The sequence below is a fragment of the Streptomyces sp. NPDC017520 genome, from assembly GCF_044329855.1.
GTDB lineage: Bacteria > Actinomycetota > Actinomycetes > Streptomycetales > Streptomycetaceae > Streptomyces.
The window spans coordinates 395,618-414,989 of record NZ_JBIRKB010000004.1; the positions used below are offsets into that span (position 1 = coordinate 395,618).

18 protein-coding genes are annotated in these 19,372 nt (G+C 71.8%); 3 read left to right on the plus strand and 15 right to left on the minus strand.

The features are described from left to right. Nucleotides 1-21: 21 nt before the first annotated feature. A complete protein-coding gene (locus ACH4KB_RS12395) occupies nt 22-849 on the minus strand; it encodes an enoyl-CoA hydratase family protein (protein WP_398065908.1) in 828 nt (275 codons plus the stop codon). Nucleotides 850-1,130: 281 nt separating this feature from the next. On the opposite strand from ACH4KB_RS12395, the gene ACH4KB_RS12400 reads away from it, so the two are divergent. Beyond that, a complete protein-coding gene (locus ACH4KB_RS12400; RefSeq protein WP_398065909.1) occupies nt 1,131-1,580 on the plus strand; it encodes an ATP-binding protein in 450 nt (149 codons plus the stop codon). Here the strand turns inward: ACH4KB_RS12400 and ACH4KB_RS12405 are convergent. The 11 genes from ACH4KB_RS12405 to ACH4KB_RS12455 all read right to left on the minus strand — a co-directional run bounded on the left by ACH4KB_RS12405 (nt 1,531) and on the right by ACH4KB_RS12455 (nt 14,636). Next, a complete protein-coding gene (locus tag ACH4KB_RS12405; protein WP_398065910.1) occupies nt 1,531-3,018 on the minus strand; it encodes an amino acid permease in 1,488 nt (495 codons plus the stop codon). The genes ACH4KB_RS12400 and ACH4KB_RS12405 overlap by 50 nt on opposite strands. A 273-nt stretch (nt 3,019-3,291) precedes the next feature. Then, nucleotides 3,292-4,296: an ornithine carbamoyltransferase gene (argF, locus tag ACH4KB_RS12410; protein WP_398065911.1), complete on the minus strand. Its 1,005-nt coding sequence runs from the start codon at nt 4,294-4,296 to the stop codon at nt 3,292-3,294. 113 nt (nt 4,297-4,409) lie between these two features. Next, the gene (locus tag ACH4KB_RS12415; RefSeq protein WP_398065912.1) at nt 4,410-5,645 is read right to left on the minus strand and encodes an arginine deiminase; all 1,236 of its coding nucleotides are present in this window, start codon (nt 5,643-5,645) and stop codon (nt 4,410-4,412) included. 63 nt (nt 5,646-5,708) lie between these two features. After that, complete coding sequence (locus tag ACH4KB_RS12420; RefSeq protein WP_398065913.1) at nt 5,709-8,324, minus strand: polynucleotide kinase-phosphatase; 2,616 nt, start codon at nt 8,322-8,324, stop codon at nt 5,709-5,711. After that, a complete protein-coding gene (locus ACH4KB_RS12425; protein ID WP_398065914.1) occupies nt 8,321-9,865 on the minus strand; it encodes a 3' terminal RNA ribose 2'-O-methyltransferase Hen1 in 1,545 nt (514 codons plus the stop codon). The genes ACH4KB_RS12420 and ACH4KB_RS12425 overlap by 4 nt, the downstream gene beginning before the upstream one ends. Before the next feature lie 93 nt (nt 9,866-9,958). Next, entirely contained in the window at nt 9,959-10,888 is a 930-nt protein-coding gene (gene mmuM / locus ACH4KB_RS12430; RefSeq protein ID WP_398065915.1) for a homocysteine S-methyltransferase, read from the minus strand. 86 nt (nt 10,889-10,974) lie between these two features. Further along, nucleotides 10,975-11,898 (minus strand): LLM class F420-dependent oxidoreductase, encoded by a 924-nt coding sequence (locus tag ACH4KB_RS12435; RefSeq protein WP_398065916.1) that lies wholly within the window; start codon nt 11,896-11,898, stop codon nt 10,975-10,977. 160 nt (nt 11,899-12,058) lie between these two features. Further along, a complete protein-coding gene (locus ACH4KB_RS12440) occupies nt 12,059-12,553 on the minus strand; it encodes a DUF6099 family protein (protein WP_398065917.1) in 495 nt (164 codons plus the stop codon). 124 nt (nt 12,554-12,677) lie between these two features. After that, the gene (locus ACH4KB_RS12445) at nt 12,678-13,037 is read right to left on the minus strand and encodes a nucleotide pyrophosphohydrolase (RefSeq protein ID WP_398065918.1); all 360 of its coding nucleotides are present in this window, start codon (nt 13,035-13,037) and stop codon (nt 12,678-12,680) included. 145 nt (nt 13,038-13,182) lie between these two features. Further along, nucleotides 13,183-13,587, minus strand: a complete 405-nt coding sequence (locus ACH4KB_RS12450) for a cell division protein SepF (RefSeq protein ID WP_006128240.1) — start codon at nt 13,585-13,587, stop codon at nt 13,183-13,185. Between the two features lie 251 nt (nt 13,588-13,838). Then, nucleotides 13,839-14,636, minus strand: a complete 798-nt coding sequence (locus ACH4KB_RS12455) for a DeoR/GlpR family DNA-binding transcription regulator (protein ID WP_398065919.1) — start codon at nt 14,634-14,636, stop codon at nt 13,839-13,841. Between the two features lie 229 nt (nt 14,637-14,865). Here ACH4KB_RS12455 and ACH4KB_RS12460 point away from each other — a divergent pair, with 229 nt between their 5' ends. Further along, complete coding sequence (locus ACH4KB_RS12460) at nt 14,866-15,753, plus strand: SIS domain-containing protein (protein ID WP_398065920.1); 888 nt, start codon at nt 14,866-14,868, stop codon at nt 15,751-15,753. Between the two features lie 14 nt (nt 15,754-15,767). After that, the gene (locus ACH4KB_RS12465) at nt 15,768-16,433 is read left to right on the plus strand and encodes a DedA family protein (protein ID WP_398065921.1); all 666 of its coding nucleotides are present in this window, start codon (nt 15,768-15,770) and stop codon (nt 16,431-16,433) included. A gap of 136 nt (nt 16,434-16,569) precedes the next feature. Here the strand turns inward: ACH4KB_RS12465 and ACH4KB_RS12470 are convergent, their stop codons facing one another. From ACH4KB_RS12470 to ACH4KB_RS12480, 3 genes are read right to left on the minus strand one after another with little or no spacing between them, the layout of a single operon-like run. Then, nucleotides 16,570-17,136, minus strand: a complete 567-nt coding sequence (locus ACH4KB_RS12470; RefSeq protein ID WP_398065922.1) for a hypothetical protein — start codon at nt 17,134-17,136, stop codon at nt 16,570-16,572. Nucleotides 17,137-17,194: 58 nt separating this feature from the next. Further along, nucleotides 17,195-18,262, minus strand: a complete 1,068-nt coding sequence (locus tag ACH4KB_RS12475) for a FecCD family ABC transporter permease (protein ID WP_398065923.1) — start codon at nt 18,260-18,262, stop codon at nt 17,195-17,197. After that, on the minus strand, nt 18,259-19,296 hold the full coding sequence (locus tag ACH4KB_RS12480; RefSeq protein ID WP_398065924.1) for a FecCD family ABC transporter permease: 1,038 nt from the start codon (nt 19,294-19,296) through the stop codon (nt 18,259-18,261). The genes ACH4KB_RS12475 and ACH4KB_RS12480 overlap by 4 nt, the downstream gene beginning before the upstream one ends. Nucleotides 19,297-19,372: the final 76 nt, after the last annotated feature.

Consider the following 19,372-nt stretch of genomic DNA (forward strand, 5'->3'; position numbering starts at 1 on the left):
GCTCCTCGATGGCCGGCACGGCTACCTCCCCTGCCACTTCGGCGGCCTCTTCTCGGTGAAGGCGGCGTGGAACTCGGCGTAGTCCTCGCCGTGCATCAGGAGGGCCTGGGTGTTGGCGTCCAGCTCGACGGAGGCGGCGAGCGGCATGTCCAGCTCGGCGGTGAGCAGGGCCTTGGTCTGGGCGAGCGCGAGGGCCGGGCCGTCGGCGAGGCGGCGGGCCAGCTCGGCGGCGCGCTCGTCGGCCTGCCCTTCCTCTGCCAGCTCGCTGATCAGCCCGATGCGCTCCGCCTCCGGGGCGCGGACGGCGTCCCCGAGCATCAGGAGACGGGTGGCGTGGCCGAGGCCGACGATCCGGGGCAGCAGATAGGCCGCGCCCATGTCGCCGCCGGAGAGGCCGACCCGGGTGAAGAGGAAGGAGAAGCGGGCCGACGGGTCGGCGATCCGGAAGTCCGCCGCCAGGGCCAGCACGGCTCCGGCCCCGGCGGCGACGCCGTGGACGGCGGCGAGGACGGGGAAGGGGCACTCGCGCAGGGCCCGGACGACCTGGCCGGTCATCCGGTTGAAGTCGAGGAGCTGTGCGGTGTCCATGGCCAGGGTGGCGCCGATGATCTCGTCGACGTCGCCGCCGGAGCAGAAGCCTCGCCCCTCACCGGCGAGGACGAGAGCGCGGACGGAACGCTCCCGGGAGAGCTCGGCGAGGAGGTCGCGCAGATCCGCGTAGGCGCCGAAGGTGAGCGCGTTGAGTTTTTCGGGGCGGGCGAGTGTGACGGTGGCCACACCGTCGTCCCGGGTCAGCCGGAGATGACGCCATTCCTCGGTGCTCGGGGCCGAGCTGGGAAACGGGCTCATGGAGGGGTCCCCTTCAGCGATCGGGCTGGTGCCGGCCGTGCGCGGGTCGCGTTCCGGTCCGAAGTTATCACTCCTATGTGACCGCCGTCACGAGGTCGCAATACGGCATCCATGAGACCGTTGTGGCGAAAGTCCCTTTTGCTCCGACCGACCGCCTCTATGGCCGGCCCGGAGCGGTTCGTAAGGTTGAAACCAGGAAGTCCCGACACGAGTACCGCGTGAACCCCAGAAGTCGAGACCTCCCGCTTCGAGGAAGACCCGCTCCCGAACGGAAACCCGCCGTGTCGCCCGATGTCCCCGTCCCCGCCTCCTGGCGCATCGCCCTGCCCCACTCCACCGCGGCCGTGCCGATCGCCCGCGCGCTCATCCGCACGGCGCTGTCGGACATCGACGCCCCGGCCGACAGCGACACCGCCGAGCTGCTGACCGCCGAGCTGGTGGCCAACGCGGTCGAGCACACCCTGGGCGGTGAGCCCATCGAGCTGGTCGTGGAGCTGCTGCCCACCGGCTGCCAGGTCGAGGTGCACGACCGCGACCCCGCCCCGCCGGGCGATCTGTCCCGGCCGCAGCCGGGGTGCGAGGTCGACCCCTGGCAGGAGCACGGCCGCGGCCTGCTGCTGATCCGGACCCTCAGCTCCGCGTGCGGTCACCGCACCACGGAGCACGGCAAGGCCGTCTGGTTCACGCTTCCGGCGATACCGGCGCAGCCGGGTCCGTCCCCGGGGAGCTGACCAGCCGGGAGCGCTTGCGCCCGTAACCGGCGTACAGCAGCGAGCCGACGGCGAGGAAGACCGCGAACTGGACCCAGGTCGTCCAGCCGGTCCCGTACATCAGATACAGGCAGAACGCGACGCCCAGCACCGGGCTCACCGGGTAGAGCGGCACCCGGAAGGTCCGCTTCAGCTCGGGGGCGCTCCGCCGGAGCACCAGCACCGCGACGTTGACGGCGACCATCGTGGCGAGCGTGCCGATGGTCGTCAGGTTCACGACGACGTCGAGCGGGACGAGGGCGGCCGGGACCGCGAAGACGCAGGCCACGATCCAGGTGTTGGCGACCGGCGTGTGGGTCTTGGGCGAGACCCGCTCGAAGACGCGCGGGATGAGACCGTCGCGGGACATCGACATGAGGATGCGGGTCTGCCCGTACATCACGGCGAGCACCACCGAGGCGATGGCGACGACCGCGCCGAAGGCGATGACGCCGCCGCCGACCGTGGAGTCGGTCACCTGGTTGACGGCGATCGAGAGGGCCGCACTCTTGTTGGCGACGGCGTCCGAGCCGATCGCGCCGATGGCCGAGAGCGCCACCGCGCAGTAGAGCAGGGTGACGACGCCGATGCAGATCAGGATGGCGATGGGAACGTTCCGCCGGGGGTTCTTGACCTCTTCGCCGGCGGTGGTGATGGCGTCGAAGCCGATGTAGGAGAAGAACGCCAGCGAGGCGCCGGCGGTGATGCCGCCGAGCCCGTGGGTCGCGAACGGCATGAGGTTGCCGTCCTCGAACGCGCTGAACGCGACGGCGCAGAACGCCACCAGGATGCCGATCTTGAGGATCGCCATGGCGGCGGTCGCGGTGGCACTCTCCCGGACGCCGCGCACCAGCAGTGCGGCGGCCATGGCGATCACCACGATCGCGGGCAGATTCACCACACCGCCTTCGGCGGGACCGGCGGACAGTGCCTCGGGGAGGCGCAGGCCGACCACGCTGTTCAGCAGCTCGTTGACGTACTGGCTCCAGCCCACCGCGACGGCGGAGACCGACACGCCGTACTCCAGCAGCAGGCACCAGCCGACGAGGAACGCGGTGCGCTCGCCGAGCGCCGCGTACGCGAAGGAGTACGAGCTTCCGGAGACCGGGATGGCGCTGCCCAGCTCCGCGAAGGACAGCGCGGTGAAGATGCAGGTGATCGCCGCGAGGAGATACGAGATCCCCACGGCCGGGCCGGCCTTGGCCACGCTGTCGGACAGCCCGACGAAGATGCCGGTGCCGACGATCGCGCCGACCCCGAAGCAGACGAGCTGGAAGAGGCCCATCGTGCGCTTGAGGCCGTGGCCCTCCAGGTCGCCGCCGGACTCGGCGATGAGCTGATCGGGGCTCTTGCGGCGCAGCCCCGGCTTCGAGGGGCCGGGGGGCTGCGGGGTGCCGGAATGCGGCAGACCGGTGCTCATGCGGGACGTTCTCATCTCTGGTGGTGCAGTGGGGGGACGTCTCCCGGTGCGCACGGCGGCCGTGGGGACCGCGAGCGGCGCATGGGAAGGGGGTCCGGGCATCGCGAGCCCGAACCCCCCAAGAGGCGACATCGTAGCCACCACCGCGCATGTTCACCCAATCAGGTGCATGAGCATGCGAACCCCTGCTCCGTGCCCCTACCACCCGTACCGGGGCCCGTACCCGTACCCGTACCCGTACCGGGGCCCGTACCCGCGCCCGTACCGGCGGGGCTACTTCCCCGCGAGCGTCGCCACCAGCACGGCCTTGATCGTGTGCATCCGGTTCTCCGCCTGGTCGAAGACGACCGAGTGCGCGGACTCGAAGACCTCGTCGCTGACCTCCAGCTCGGTCAGCCCGTACCGGTCGTGGATGTCCCGGCCGACCTGAGTGCCGAGGTCGTGGAAGGCGGGCAGGCAGTGCAGGAACTTCACGTCCGGGTTGCCGGTGGCCCGCAAAACGTCCATCGTCACGGCGTAGGGACCGAGGGCGGCGATGCGCTCGGCCCACACCTCCTTGGGCTCCCCCATGGAGACCCAGACGTCGGTGGCGACGAAGTCGGCGCCCCGGACCCCCTCGGCGACATCGCCGGTGAGGGTGATCGTCGCGCCGCTGACCTCGGCGAGCTCCCGGGCCCGCGCCACGACGGCCTCGTCCGGCCAGTACGCCTCGGGGGCGACGATCCTGACGTCCAGGCCGAGCAGGGCTCCGGTGATCAGGTAGGAGTTGCCCATGTTGAAGCGGGCGTCGCCGAGGTAGGCGAGGGCCGTCTCCGCGACGGGCCCCTCGCTCCACTCGGTGATGGTGAGCACGTCGGCGAGCATCTGGGTGGGGTGCCAGTCGTCCGTGAGCCCGTTGAAGACCGGCACGCCGCCGTAAGCGGCCAGCTCCTCGACGGCCTGCTGGCTGTCGCCCCGGTACTCGATCCCGTCGAACATCCGGCCGAGCACCCGGGCGGTGTCCCTGACGGACTCCTTGTGGCCCATCTGGGAGCCCGACGGGTCGAGGTAGGTGGTGGAGGCGCCCTGGTCGGCTGCGGCGACCTCGAACGCGCAGCGCGTACGGGTCGAGGTCTTCTCGAAGATCAGCGCGATGTTCTTCCCGCGCAGCCGCTGGACCTCGGCCCCGGCCTTCTTGGCCGCCTTGAGCTCGGCGGCCAGGGAGACCAGGCCGAGAAACTCCTCGGAGGTGAAGTCCAGCTCCTTGAGGAAGTGGCGGCCGGTGAGGTCTATGGCCATGATGACTGCTCCTGGGTCGGACGGGGTCGGCGCACTGCGCGCGGGCAGAACTGGAAGTCTATACGATTACCCGCATCTCTATACAGGGCCGGGCCTCGCGGTCCGCGCGCTTCTCAGGCCACGGGGTCCCGCTCGACCGGACAGCTCATGCAGCGCGGCCCGCCACGTCCCCGGCCCAGCTCGCTGCCCCGGATCTCGATCACCTCGATGCCCTGCTTGCGCAGATAGGTGTTGGTCGTGGCGTTGCGCTCGTACGCGACGACGACCCCGGGCTCGACCGCGAGCACGTTGCAGCCGTCGTCCCACTGCTCGCGCTCGGCCGCGTGCACGTCCTGGGTGGCCGTGAGCACCCGGATGGAATCGAGGCCGAGGGCGGCGGCGATGGCGCGGTGCATGTGCTCGGGCGGATGGTCGGTGACCTTCAGCTCGCGGGGGCCGCTGCCGGGCTCGATGGTGTACGAGCGGAGCATGCCGAGACCGGCGTACTGGGTGAACGTGTCGCCGTCGATCATCGTCATCACCGTGTCCAGGTGCATGAACGCCCGGGCCTTGGGCATGTCGAGCGCCACGATCGTGCGCGCCGAGCCGGCGTCGAAGAGGCCCCGGGCCAGCATCTCCACGGCCTGCGGCGTGGTGCGCTCACTCATCCCGATGAGGACGGCGCCCTGCCCGATGACCAGGACGTCACCGCCCTCGATGGTGGAGGGGTAGTCGTCCTGACCCTCCGACCAGTGGTGGAAGACGCCCGCCTCCGCGCCGGTGAAGAGAGGATGGTGCCGGTAGATCGCCTCGAAGTGGACGGTCTCGCGCTGCCTGGCGGGCCAGCGCATCGCGTTGATGGAGACCCCGTCGTAGATCCACGCCGAGGTGTCCCGGGTGAAGAGGTGGTTCGGCAGCGGGCCGAGCAGGAAGTCGTCCAGGTCCATCACGTGGAAGCGGACGGAGGTCGGCTCGCTGTGCCGCTCCAGGAACTCCCGCTTGGTCATGCCGCCGACCAGCGCCTCCGCCAGCTCGTCCGAGGACAGTTCCTCGAAGACGGCCCGCAGATGCTCGGTGGCGAGCGGACCGTACTCCTTCTCGTCGAAGACCCGGTCGAGCACGAGCCGCCGGGCGACCGGGATGTCGAGGGCCTCCCGCAGGAGGTCGCCGAAGAGATGCACGGCGACCCCCCGGTCGCGCAGGACGTCGGCGAACCCGTCGTGCTCCTCCCGGGCACGGCGCACCCACAGGACGTCGTCGAACAGGAGCGCGTCCTTGTTCCTGGGGGTGAGCCGCTTGAGCTCCAGATCGGGGCGGTGCAGTATGACGCGGCGCAGCCGCCCGGCTTCGGAGTCGACGTGGAATCCCATGCCTTCATCCTCACCGCGCGGAGCGCCGTTCACCCCGCGAATCGCCCACGGGTTGGACGGCTCTCAGAGGCGGGGGTCCACCGGCTCCGACTCCAGGGCCAGGACGGCGAACACCGCCTCGTGGACCCGCCACAGCGGCTCCCCCTCCGCCAGCCGGTCCAGGGCCTCCAGACCGAGCGCGTACTCCCGCAGCGCCAACGAGCGCTTGTGGCCCAGAAACCGGGAGCGCAGGCGCTCCAGATTCTCCGGACGGGTGTACTCGGGACCGTAGATGATGCGGAGATACTCCCGGCCGCGCACCTTGACGCCGGGCTGGACGAGCCGGCCCCTGGCGTCCCGGACGAGGGCGCCGAGCGGCTTGACGACCATGCCCTCGCCGCCCCGCCCGGTCATCTCCAGCCACCAGTCCACGCCCGCGCGCACGGAGGCCTCGTCCCCGGTGTCGACGACGAGCCGGCGGGTGACCTGGAGCAGCCCGGTCGGGTCGTGCTCCACGAGCCGGTCCAGCCAGGCGAGCTGCTCGTCGTGCGGCACGGAGGCCAGGGAGCGGCCCTGGACGGCGAGGACCTGGAACGGCGCGAGCCGCACCCCGTCCAGCCCCTCGGTGGGCCAGCAGTAGCGCCGGTACGCCTCGGTGAACGCGGCGGCGTCCTGCGCGCGGGCACGCTGGTGCCCGGCGAGGCCCGCCACCTCGACGCCCCGGGCGACCGCCTGCTCCAGAGCGGCGACGGCCGGCGGGAAGACCGCGCCGGACGCGGCGCCGACGGCGGCGTACTGCGAGCGCAGCAGCCCGCCGGCCTTGAGCGACCACGGCATCAGCTCGGCGTCCAGGAGCACCCAGTCGGTGTCCCACTCCTCCCAGAGCCCGGCGGCGGTGACGGCGGTGCGGAGCCGGCCCAGGACCGCCTCGGTCATGGCCGGGTCGTCCAGGAACGGGCGTCCGGTGCGGGTGTACAGCGCCCCGGTGCGGCCCGCCGTGCCGAAACGCGCGGTGGCGGCCCCGGTGTCCTTGCAGACCAGGGCGACGGCCCGGGAGCCCATGTGCTTCTCCTCGCACACGACCCGCTCGACGCCGTCGCCGGCGTACTGCGCGAAGGCCTCGGCCGGGTGCTCCAGGAAGCCGTCCTCGCGGGAGGTGGCGGTGGGCGCCATGGTGGGCGGGAGGTAGGCCAGGAGCTGCGGGTCGACGGCGAACCGGCTCATGACCTCGAGCGCGGCGGCGGCGTTCTCCTCGCGCACGGCGACGCGGCCCAGGTGCCGGGTCTCCACGACCCTGCGGCCCTGGACGTCGGCGATGTCCAGCGGCCGGCCTTCCCTGCCCCCGGGCGCCTCGGTGGTCAGCGGTTTGACGGGCTCGTACCAGACCTTCTCGGCGGGTACGTCGACCAGTTCGCGCTCCGGCCAGCGCAGCGCGGTCATCCTCCCGCCGAAGACGGCCCCGGTGTCCAGGCAGATGGTGTTGTTGATCCAGGAGGTGGTGGGCACCGGGGTGTGGCCGTAGACCACGGTGGCGCGGCCCCGGTACTCCTCGGCCCACGGGTAGCGCACGGGCAGGCCGAACTCGTCGGTCTCCCCCGTCGTGTCCCCGTACAGCGCGTGCGAGCGGACCCGGCCGGAGGTGCGGCCGTGGTACTTCTCGGGCAGCCCGGCGTGACAGACCACCAGCTTGCCGCCGTCCAGGACATAGTGGCTGACCAGCCCGTCGATGAACTTCCGCACCTGCCCCCGGAAATCGGGGTGTTCGGCGTCCTCGCGCTCCAGCTGCTCGACGGTCTCGGCGAGCCCGTGGGTGAGCTGGACCTTGCGGCCCGCGAGGTAGCGGCCGAGCTTGTTCTCGTGGTTGCCGGGGACGCACAGGGCGGTACCCGCCGACACCATGGACATGACGCGGCGCAGCACGCCCGGGCTGTCGGGGCCCCGGTCGACGAGGTCGCCGACGAACACGGCCGTACGTCCTTCGGGGTGGGCGCCGTCCACGTAACCGAGCTTGCCGAGCAGGGTGTCCAGCTCGGAGCGGCAGCCGTGGACGTCCCCGATGATGTCGAACGGGCCGGTGAGGTGACGCAGGTCGTTGTAGCGGCGCTCCAGGACCACGCGTGCGCTCTCGGCCTCCTCCTCGGTGCGCAGGACGTGCACCTTGCGGAAGCCCTCGCGCTCCAGGCCGCGCAGGGAACGCCGCAGCTCGCGGCGGTGTCGCTGGATGACATGGCGCGGCATGGAGGCGCGGTCCGGGCGGGCCGCGTTGCGGGCGGCGCAGACCTCTTCGGGGAGGTCGAGGACGATGGCGATGGGCAGGACGTCGTACTTCCGGGCCAGCTGGACCAGCTGCTTGCGGCTCTCGGACTGGACGCTGGTGGCGTCGATCACGGTGAGCCGCCCGGCCTCCAGGCGCTTGCCGGCGATGTAGTGCAGCACGTCGAAGGCGTCGCGGCTGGCGCTCTGGTCGTTCTCGTCGTCGGCGACCAGTCCCCGGCAGAAGTCCGAGGAGATGATCTCGGTCGGCTTGAAGTGCTTGTGGGCGAAGGTGGACTTGCCCGATCCGCTGGCGCCGATGAGGACGACGAGGGAGAGGTCGGTCACCGGCAGGGCGCGCGCGGCGGCGGTGGTCGTGGCTGTAGTGGTCGTGGCGGTAGTGGTAGTGGCGGTTTCCGCGCCGGTGGTGCTGTGGTCGCTGTTCATGCGGCTGCCGCCTCCTTCTTGCCGGTGTTCCTGTCGGTGTTCTCGTCAGTCTTCTTGTCGGTGTTCCTGCCGGTGTTCCTGTCGCGGCTGCCGGTGGTTTCCGTGGTCCGGGTGAACACGGCCATCTGGGTCGGCGGCCCCACCTCGGGGTCGTCCGGCCCGACCGGTACGTACCGGACGGTGTATCCGTGCCGCTCGGCGACCTTCCCGGCCCAGTCCCGGAATTCGGCCCGGGTCCACTCGAAACGGTGGTCCCCGTGCCGGACGTGCCCGGCCGGAAGGGTCTCCCAGCGGACGTTGTACTCGACGTTCGGCGTGGTCACGAGCGCCGTCGCCGGTCGCGCCGCCCCGAACACCGCGTACTCCAGGGCGGGCAGCCGGTCCAGGTCCAGGTGCTCGATCACTTCACTGAGCACGGCGGCGTCGTATCCCACGAGCCGCTTGTCGGTGTAGGTGAGCGAACCCTGCCGCAGGGTGACCCGGTCCGCCCGGCGCTCTCCCATCCGGTCCAGCTTCAGCCGCCGCGAGGCGATGGTGAGGGCGCGCATCGAGACGTCGACGCCCACGATCTCGGTGAAACGCACGTCCTTGAGGAGCGCCTGCACCAACTGGCCCTGGCCGCAGCCGAGGTCGAGTACCCGGCTCGCCCCGGCGGCGCGCAGCGCGTCGAGGATCGCGGTGCGCCGCTGTTCGGCGAGCGGGACCGGCTTCTCCTCGGTGTCGGTGCTCTCGTCCACCGCGTTGTCGACGCTGTCGACGTCGAGGTCGTCCGACTCGGCGAGCCGGACCAGCTCCAGGGCCTGGTCGGCCTGGCGCGTGAGCCCCCAGCGGTGGGAGAGATAGCGCCGGGTGATCAGCGGCCGCTGGGGGTGGTCGGCCAGCCAGCCCTCCCCCGCGCGCAGCAGCTTGTCCACCTCGTCGGGCGCGACCCAGTAGTGCTTGGCGTCGTCGAGCACCGGGAGCAGGACGTAGAGCTGGCGCAGCGCGTCCGCGAGCCGCAACTCGCCCTCCAGCACCAGGCGTACGTAGCGGGAGTCGCCCCACGCGGGGAACTCCTCGTCCAGCGGTACGGCCGTGGCATCGACCCGCGACCAGCCGAGCGGCGCGAACAGCTTGTGCACCAGCTCGGCGCCGCCCCTGGCGGGCAGGGCGGGCACCTCGATCCGCAGCGGCAACGGGCTGTCGGCCCGCTCGGGCATGGCCCGGCAGACGCCGCCGAGCGCGGACTTGAACACGGCGGCGAGAGCGACCGACAGTAGCGAGGAAGCCGCGTAGGGGCGGTCGTTGACGTACTGCGCGAGCGCCGCGTCGGGCGCGCCGCCCCGGCCCTTGCCCTTGCCGCGCCGCACCAGCGCCACCGGATCCACCTCCAGCAGGAGCGCGGCCGTGCAGCGCTCGGCGGAGGCCTCGGGGTAGAAGACGTGCGCGGAGCCGTGCGAAGTGGAGAACGCCTGTGCCTTGTCGGGATGCTTGTGCAGCAGAAAGCCCAGGTCCGTGGCGGGACGCTCTTGGGTGCCGGTCGTACCGATTGTCAGGAACACCTGTCCGAGTATGGTCGTCACCCTCTGCCCCCACCAGGCATTTTCGCTCCTCCCGCAAGGCAGCGATCTCCGGGACGGTCCCACAAACGCCCCCTACGGCGGACCTTGACTCTCCAGCCGCCCTTCCAGCTCCGTGATGAGGTCCGGCCCCACCCGGCAGCACCCTCCGACGAGTCTGGCCCCGGCCCTCGTCCAGGCCCGCACCCGCCCCGGGTCGAAGGTGCCGCGCCCGGTCCACCCCCGCGCTCCGGCGTCCCATCCCTCCCCGCTGTTCGGGTAGACCACGGCAGGCCCGCCCGTGACCGCCACCGCCTGCTCCACCGCCCCCTGCGCCTCCTGCGGATCGCAGCAGTTGACCCCGACCGCGAGGACGGAGTCCCGCCCCGCCGCCACCGCGAACGCCCCCTCCAGCGGCTGGCCGGCCCTGGTCCGGCCGCCCGCCACGCTGTACGAGAGCCAGTACGGCAGTCCGGTCTCCTCGGCCACGTGGACCAGGGCCTCGGCCTCGTCCAGGTCCGGCACCGTCTCCAGGGCCAGGGCGTCGGGCCCGGCAGCGGCCAGCGCCGCCACCCGGGGGCGGTGGAAGCGCTCCAGGTCCCGGACGCTCAGCCCGTAGCGGCCCCGGTACTCGCTGCCGTCCGCGAGCATCGCCCCGTAGGGTCCGACCGATGCGGCGACCCAGGTCTCCCGCCCGGGGTCGGCCCGGCGCGCCGCGTCGGCGGCGCCCCGGGCCAGCTCCACGCTGCGGGCGAGCAGGGCGCCGGTTCCGGCCCGGTCGATCCCGTACCGCCCGAACCCTTCGAAGGTGGCCTGATAGCTGGCCGTGATCAGCACGCGCGCGCCCGCCCGAAGGTAGGCGAGGTGAGCGGCCTCGATCTGTTCCGGCGCGTCGGCCAGCAACCGGGCCGACCACAGCGCGTCGGACAGATCGCAGCCCTGCGCCTCCAGCTGGTTGGAGAGCCCGCCGTCCAGCAGGACGGGTCCGGCGTCCAGCGCGTCGGCGAGCGTGCGCTCGGTACGCACGACCACCTCCTCCTCGTCAGGTCAGGTCAGGTCAGGTCAGGTCAGGTCAGGTCAGGTCAGGTCAGGTCAGGTCAGGTCAGGTCAGGTCAGGTCAGCTGGGACTGGATCTGCGAGGAGATCAGTTCCAGATGGTCCAGGTCATCCAGATCGAGGACCTGGAGGTAGATCCTCGACGAGCCGATCGCCTCGAAGCTGCCGATCTTGTCGACCACCTCGGCGGGCGATCCCGCCAGCCCGTTCGCCTTGAGCTCCTCCACGTCCCGGCCGATGGCCGCCGCGCGTCGGGCGACCTCGGCGTCGTCCTTGCCCGTGCAGACGATCAGCGCGTTGGAGTACACGAGGTCGTCCGGAGAGCGCCCGTGCGCCTGCGCGGCGGCCCGGACCCGGCCGAACTGCTTCTCGCTGTCCTCCAGCGAGGCGAACGGGATGTTGAACTCGTCGGCGTACTGCGCGGCGAGCCGCGGGGTGCGCGTCGCGCCGTGGCCGCCGATCAGGACGGGCACCTTGGCCTGGGCCGGCTTGGGCAGCGCGGGCGAATCGGTGAGTTGGTAGTAGGTGCCGTCGTAGCTGAAGGTCCCGCCGACCTCCGTCGCCCACAGGCCCGTGATGATCGCGAGCTGCTCCTCCAGACGGCCGAACTTCTCCTTCGGGAACGGAATGCCGTAGGCCTTGTGCTCCTCCTCGAACCAACCCGCGCCCAGGCCCAGTTCGACCCGTCCGCCGGACATCTGGTCGACCTGGGCCACCTGGATGGCCAGCACTCCCGGCAGCCGGAACGTGCCGGCGGTCATCAGCGTGCCGAGCCGGATCCGCCGGGTCTCGCGCGCCAGTCCGGCCAGGGTGATCCAGGCGTCCGTCGGCCCGGGCAGACCGTCGCCGGAGCCCATGCGGAGATAGTGGTCGGAGCGGTAGAAGGCGTCGAAGCCCAGGTCCTCGGCGGCCTTGGCGACGGTGAGCAAGGTGTCGTAGTCGGCCCCTTGCTGGGGCTCGGTGAAGATGCGAAGATCCATGCCCTCCATCCTGCCTCTCCGGCACCCGGTCCCGCCCGCCGGCCAGGCCGGACCTCCCCCACATCTCCCCCTGCCCCCCTGCCCCTGCCTCCCCTCGGACCGTCGCCTCCCCTCGGGCATCGGCACCGGCGTCGCCTCCCGGCGCTCCGCCGCCTCCCCCTCAGGGACCTGCCGCCGATGCCGCAGGGCCGCGTATACCGCCGTAGGGGCCGTCGCGCTCCCTCTCCGCCAGCCGCCTCAGCATCCCGTGCACGCGCTCCAGTGATTCGTCCGCCGCGTCCATGGCCTCGATGCACTGCCAGTACAGACCGTCCTCCCCCGTGTCGCAGGCCACTCCGACCAGGGCGATCCCGGCCTCGCTGAGCAACAGTGCGAGCCCGGCCAGGGATCGCCGCACATCGGCGATCCCGGACAACTGGGCCGCCCTGGCACCGCCGGAGAGCACCGTCGGGTGATCCAGCGCCGAGCATCCCGCGCCGATCTCCCCCAGCGCCCGCGCCTCGCTCCGTAACTCAACAGGGCCGTACAGCGCCAGCCGACTGCCGACCGCCCGGGCGAGGGCCTGTGCCTGCCAGGCCTCCGCCATGACGTCCAGCGCTCCCCGGCTGCCCGCGAGAGCCCGCCGCCCCGCCTCGATGACTCGCTCCGCTTCCATGTCTCTCCCCCGTCCGTACGAAAACCCGCTCACCTCATTCATTACCCACAGTGAGGTAGACAGCACCGTAAGGCCAGAGGAAATCGGAAATCTGTGGACAGGAAGTCGACTGTGGATATCTCCCTCACTCCGAAGAGTGACGATCGAGGGGTTCTGGAGCGCTCGGCAGGGGGAAGCGCTTCTCGTTCCGCTCCAACTTGTCCGCCAGGGCCGCCGTCGGATCGATGCCCAATACCTCGCAGAACTGCAGGAGATAGGCGAGCACATCCGCGACCTCGTCGGCGACCCGGTGGGCCGATTCGGGGTTCTCCATGACCCCCGCCGACTGTTCGGGCGTCAGCCACTGGAAGATCTCCAGCAGTTCGGAGGCCTCGACGCTGAGCGCGGCCGCCAGGTTCTTCGGGGTGTGGTACTTCCCCCAGTCGCGCGCCGCCGCGAACGCGGCCAGCCGCCGCTGGAGTTCTGCCACATCGATGTCTGTCACGGCCTCAGGTCTATCACCGGCCACCGACAGTGCCTCCCCGCGCGTCCACCCCGCACGAGAGGCCGGGCGGGCCGGGCCGGAGAACGTGGGCGGCGCGGCCGGGGGCGACGGTCCGGTCCGGCTGCCGCCCCCCGACTGCCGCCTCCTACGACTGGGCGAGACCCGCGGGCGTGACCCCCTCGACCTCCATGCCGACCGGCGCGAGCAGGAAGACATTGCGGTCGACGCGGTGCATGCCGCTGCCGAGGCCGAAGACCACACCGCTGCTGAAGTCGAGAATCCGCTTCGCCACGTCCGTTTCCGCCGCCGTCAGGTCGAGCAGCACCGGAACCTGGGCCACCAGGTACTCGGCGACCTCGCGAGCGTCCGCGAAGACCTGCACCCGCAGCACCACGAGGCGCCGCTGTTCGGCCGCCCGCTCGTCCGGGACGGTGCGGTGGTCGATGCGGGACGGCCACTCGTCGCGGCCACGCAGCGGTACGACCTGCGCGAGCCCCTCCCACTGTTCGTCGGTGGCGTCATATCTGTCATACCTGTCGTACCTGCTCACAGGGCCACCCCGTCGTCGAGCCGGTCGGGTTCCCGCCGGCTGCACTCACTGTTCATCGGGCAATCCTCTCGCCCCTCACCCGTTCGGCGTACCAGCGACACGGCGAAGTCTCCGTCCGTGTCGCTTCCGGTACCCGAAGGGCACCCGTTCATGACGTCGCGCGCCCTCGGGCGCGATGAGCCGCACCGCACCGCACCGCACCGCACCGCGTCGAGCCGCGCACCGCACCGCACCGCGCCGAGCCGCGCCGATCAGACCGTGACGACCTGGACCCCCGCCTCGCCGAACCGGTCCTTCGCCTCCGCGCCGATACGGGAGTCGGTGACCAGGACGTCGACCAGTCCGAGGTCGCAGACCCGGGCGAACGCCCGCTTGCCGATCTTCGACGAGTCGGCCGCCACCACCACCCGCTGGGCCCGCTCCGCGAGCAGCCGGTTGACGCTGGCCTCGCCCTCGTGGTGGACGTACGCACCGCGTTCGATGTCGATGGCGTTGACCCCGAGGACGGCGACGTCCAGGGTGATCTCGTTCATCACCCCGACGGCGAGCGGGCCCGTCAGCTCGTACGACTGGGGCCTCGCGACCCCGCCCGTCACGACCATCTTGATCTGCGGCCGGATCGCCAGCTCGCTCGCGATGTTGAGGGCATTGGTCACCACGGTCAGCGTCGGCTGACCGCCCGCCGCCGCCGTCTCGCCCACGATGTCCGGACGCACCGCCAGCGCCCTGGCCACTTCGGTCACGGTCGTCCCACCGGTCAGGCCGACGACCTCCCCGACGGCGACCAGGCCGGACACGGCGCGGCCGATGGCCTGCTTCTCCGGCGCGTGACGGCCCGTCTTGTAGCGGAGCGCCAGTTCGTAGGAGACCCCGTGCGCGACCGCGCCGCCCCTGGTGCGGGTGAGCAGGTGCTGTTCGGCCAGCTGGTCCAGGTCGCGGCGGATGGTGGCGGCCGAGACGTCGAGCGTCGACGCCGCCTCCTCGACGTCCACCCTGCCGTGCTTGCCGACCAGTTCCAGCAGCGCGTCCCACCGGGCGTCCCTGGACAAGAGCGTCTCCTCACCGTCCGGCGCGGGCACCGCGTTTCGCGGGAACGCGGTCGCCGGGGGCCGGACCGCCGCAAGCGTCGCACAGGGCCTTCCGGGAGCCCTTCACCCGCCTGTGAGTTGCTTGTTTTTGCTCGATAAGTGCATGTAACGTGCAGAATTCTACATCCGGGCTGGTCGGCCCCGCTCAGCCCCGTTCCCGTGGTCCACCCCGTTCCCGTGGAGTGCAGACGTGTCGTATGCCGAGACCGAGACAGCCAGTCAGCCCGCCTGCTGGCGGCGCGCCGCCGCCCTGGCGGGCGGCCCCGAGACCGCCGCACTGCCCGTCGCGGGCGAGCGGATCGCGGTCGTCGGCTGCGGTACCTCCTTCTACATGGCGCAGGCCTACGCCGGGCTCCGCGAGGGCTCCGGCCAGGGCGAGTCGGACGCCTTCGCCGCCTCCGAGTTCCCCTTCGGCCGCGGCTACGACCGCGTCGTCGCGCTGACCCGCTCGGGGACCACGACCGAGGTGCTGGAACTGCTGAACCGGCTGCGCGGGACCACCCGCACGGTGGCCGTCACGGCGGATCCCCGGACCCCGGTCAGGGCGGCGGCCGACGATCTCGTCGTCCTGGACTTCGCCGACGAACGGTCCGTCGTCCAGACGCGCTTCGCCACGACCGCCCTCACCCTGCTGCGGGCCCACCTCGGCCTGCACTCCGAGTCCGTGGTCGCGGACGCGGAGACCGCGCTCGTCGAGCCGCTGCCCGACGGACTGCTGGAGAGCACCCAGTTCTCCTTCCTCGGCCGGGGGTGGACGGTCGGGCTGGCCCACGAGGCGGCGCTGAAGATGAAGGAGGCCTCGCTGTCCTGGACGGAGTCCTATCCCGCGATGGAGTACCGCCACGGCCCCATCAGCGTCTCCACCACGTCCACCGCGACCTGGATGTTCGGCGAGGCCCCCGAGGGCCTGCCCGAGCAGGTGCGCGCGACGGGCGCCCAGTGGGTGGACGGCGCCCTCGACCCGCTGGCCGATCTCGTACGCGTACAGCGCCTCGCGCTCGCCCGTGCGGCCGCGCGGGGGCTCGACCCGGACCTGCCGCGCCACCTGAGCCGTTCGGTGGTGCTCGACGGGGCCTGAGGGACCATGGACACATGCACCTGACGCTGTCAGCCGCCCGGGAACTGCTCGCCGCCCCGGAGCCGCAGGGGGGCATCGTCGGCTGGGCCACCGGGCTGGTCGAGACGTTCGGTGGCCCCGGCGCGGGTGCGGCCATCGCGCTGGAGAACCTGTTCCCGCCGCTGCCCAGCGAGGTGATCCTGCCGCTGACCGGGTTCGCCGCCTCGCAGGGGGTGCTCTCCATCGCCTCGGCCCTGTTCTGGACGACGCTCGGCTCGGTCGTCGGCGCGGTGGTCCTGTACGGGATCGGAGCCGTGTTCGGCCGGGAGCGGATGCACGCCTGGTGGGCGAAGCTTCCCCTGGTCAAGGCCTCCGACCTGGTGCGGACGGAGGAGTGGTTCGCCCGGCACGGCACCAAGGCGGTGCTGCTGGGCCGCGTGGTGCCGGTGTTCCGGAGTCTGATCTCGGTGCCCGCGGGCGTGGAGCGTATGCCGCTGCCGGTGTTCGTCGGGCTGACGACGGCGGGCAGCCTGGTGTGGAACACCGTGCTCGTGATGGCCGGGTACTGGCTCGGCGACCAGTGGGACGTGGTCGGGGCGTACGTCGGCGTCGTGACCAGGATCGTGCTGGTGCTGGCCGCGGTCGCCCTGGTCGGTTACGTCGCGATGCGCGTCAGGGGCCGCAACCGTGAGCGGCCCTGATGGCAGGCGGGGCCGGGCAGGGCAGGGCGCGAAGCGTCACGAAGCGCCCCGGCGCAGCCGGAACCGCCGTCCGGCCCCGCCCCGTCGGCGGGACCACCCGTGAGACACCCCGGCGGGGTGTCTCACGGCAGACGGCTCAGGACTCCTCGAAGTAGGCGTCCAGGACGGTGTCCAGCTCGGCCGGCCAGCCCTTGAGCTCGGCGCGGCTCGCCGCCTCGACCTCGGCGTTGAACCAGCGGCGGCTCGACAGATGGACGGTCACCGTGAACCGGCGGCCGAAACGCGCCGGGGTGGTCTCCACCGCGCCGATCTCGTCCCAGTGGAAGTCGGCCTCCTGGTCGTCGAGCGTGAAGCGGACACCTTCCCGGGCCACCCGGATCGAACCGCGTCGGTCGCTGACCTCGAAGACGGGGCCGTCCTCGCCGGCGTCGCCCTCGTTCTCGGCCTTGTCCTCCGTTGTGGCATCGCCCGCCGCCGCTTCCGGTTCCTGGTCGGCGTCGTCGGCGTCCGCCACGGCCTCGTCGTCGCGTTCCGTCTCCTTCTCCGTTTCCGACTCCGGAGCAACGTCCTCCGGACCGGCCTCCGATTCCGGTTCGGGCTTCCGGGTCGCGACGGGCGCCGCCAGTCCGGGCAGGGGGATGAACGCCGGGTCGGTGCCTGCGGCGAACTCGGGCTTCTTGTTCGAATCTATGCTCTGCTCCACGGCGGGCAGTATGGTCGACGAACCTGTACGTGACCAGTCGTCACCGCCCCGACGCCGCTCAGAGCACGCCCTTGCGCCATTCCCGTACCAGCAGATAGCCGAGGTACGCGCCGCCGATCGCCATCGTGTAGATCCCGACCGGCAGGTCGTCGAAGAGCGCCAGCTGCTGGGAGCAGAGGTCCGCGAGCACCAGCAGGAGGCCGCCGGTGAGGGCGGAGAGCAGCAGGTGCGGGCCGGAGCCGCGGGTGAGGCGTCTGGCGATCTGGGGCGCGGTCAGGGCGATGAAGGCGATGGGGCCCGAGACGCTGACCGCGGCGGCCGAGAGGGCGATGGCCAGGACCACGGCGAGGGTCTTGGCCTTCTTCGGCTCGGAGCCCAGCCCCTCGGCGATGTCGTCGCCCATCTCGCCGATGTCGAGCCGCCGGGAGATCAGCGCGGTCAGCGGGGCCGCGGCGAGGAGGACCAGCCAGATGGTGGTGGCGTCGGTCCAGGAGCGAGCGGTCAGGCTGCCGTTGACGTAGGCGGTGAGGACGGAGGCCTTGTCGCGTTCCAGGGCGTAGACGACGTACTGGGTGACGGCCGCGCCCATCGCGGCGACGCCGATCCCGGCGATGACGAGGCGTGCGGGGTTACGGAAGCCGGTGCCGGTGGAGATGTACACGAGGGCCATCGCGAGGACCGCGCCGAGGAGCGCCCCGATGGCGACCGGGACCGTGTCGGGGAACATCAGGGCGCAGATCGCGGCACCCGCGCCGGCCCCGGCTGAGAGCCCGATGACGTCCGGGCTGCCGAGCGGGTTGCGGGTGACGGACTGGAACAGGGCGCCGGAGAGGCCGAGCGCCGCGCCGACCCCGATGGCGACGGTGAGACGGGGGCCGCGCAGCCGGTTGAAGACGAACCGGTCCTTGCCCTCGGCGTCCCCGACGAGCGCCGCGGGCAGGTCGGCGAGGTCGATGCCGAGGCGTCCCCAGGCCAGCGTCGTGACGGCGGCCGCGAGGAGGAGGACGAAGAGCCCGGCGCCCGCGAACACGGAGGCCCGGCGCATGGGTATCGCCACGGTGCTGCCCACGGTCAGATAGCCCTGGGGCGCCTTGCGGACGGGTGCGGTGCGGTCGGTGACGGTCATGAGGTGCCCCGCATCCTGCGTACGGCGATGAGCAGCGCGGGTGCGCCGATGAAGGCGGTGACGACACCGACCATGAGTTCGGTGGGGCGCATGACGACCCGGCCCACCACGTCCGCGAGGAGCAGGAGGGTGGGGCCGAGCAGGGCGGAGAAGAGGATCTGGGCGCGGAAGTCCACGCCGACCAGGGCCCGTACGACGTGCGGGACGGCGAGGCCGACGAAGGCGATCGGGCCGACGGCGGCGGTCGCGGCGGCGCTGAGCAGCGTGGCGGCGAGCAGTCCGCCGCCCCGGGTCCGCCCGGGGTGCGAGCCGAGCGCGACGGCGGTGGCGTCGCCCAGGGCCAGGGCGTTGAGGCCGGGGCCGAGGGCGAGGGCGAGCAGGAAACCGACGGCGGCGAAGGGCAGAACGGACCAGAAGACGTCGAAGTCCCTGCCGCCGAGCGCTCCCACGACCCAGTAGCGGTAGCTGTCGAAGACCTGCGGTTTGCTGAGGGTCACCGCCTGGATGAACGCCATGAGCACGGCGGTGAGCACGGCTCCGGCGAGCACCAGGCGCACCACGCTCGTCCCCGTGCCGGCGGAGCCGATGACATGGACGAGGACGCCGGCGACCAGCGCTCCGGGCAGCGCCCACCACATGGTGTCGGTGGCGCCGGAGGCCCCGAGCCAGGCGGTCGCGGCCACGATGCTCGCGGAGGCGCCGGCGTTGATGCCGAGGAGGCCCGGCTCGGCCAGCGGATTGCGTGAGACGCCCTGCATGAGGGTGCCCGCGACCGCGAGGCAGAGTCCGGCGAGCACGCCGAGGACGGTGCGCGGATAGCGGCTCTCGATAATGACGGTGATGTTGGGGTCGGCGGTGCCTCCGAGGACGCCGACGACATCACCGAGCGAGGTGCTGCGACTGCCGAACATGACGCTCGCGCAGAGCGCCAGGGCCAGCGCGGCCAGGCCGAGGAGCAGGAGGAACGCCAGCCGAGCGGCGCCGGTACGGGAGGTACCGGCGCCGCTCGGCGGTGCGACCGTGGTGGTTGCCATGGGAGTGGAGTGTGCCTTGTGGGCTCGGCGGTTCGGATACCGGTCCGCCTTGTGGGTTCGGCGGTCCGGATGCCGG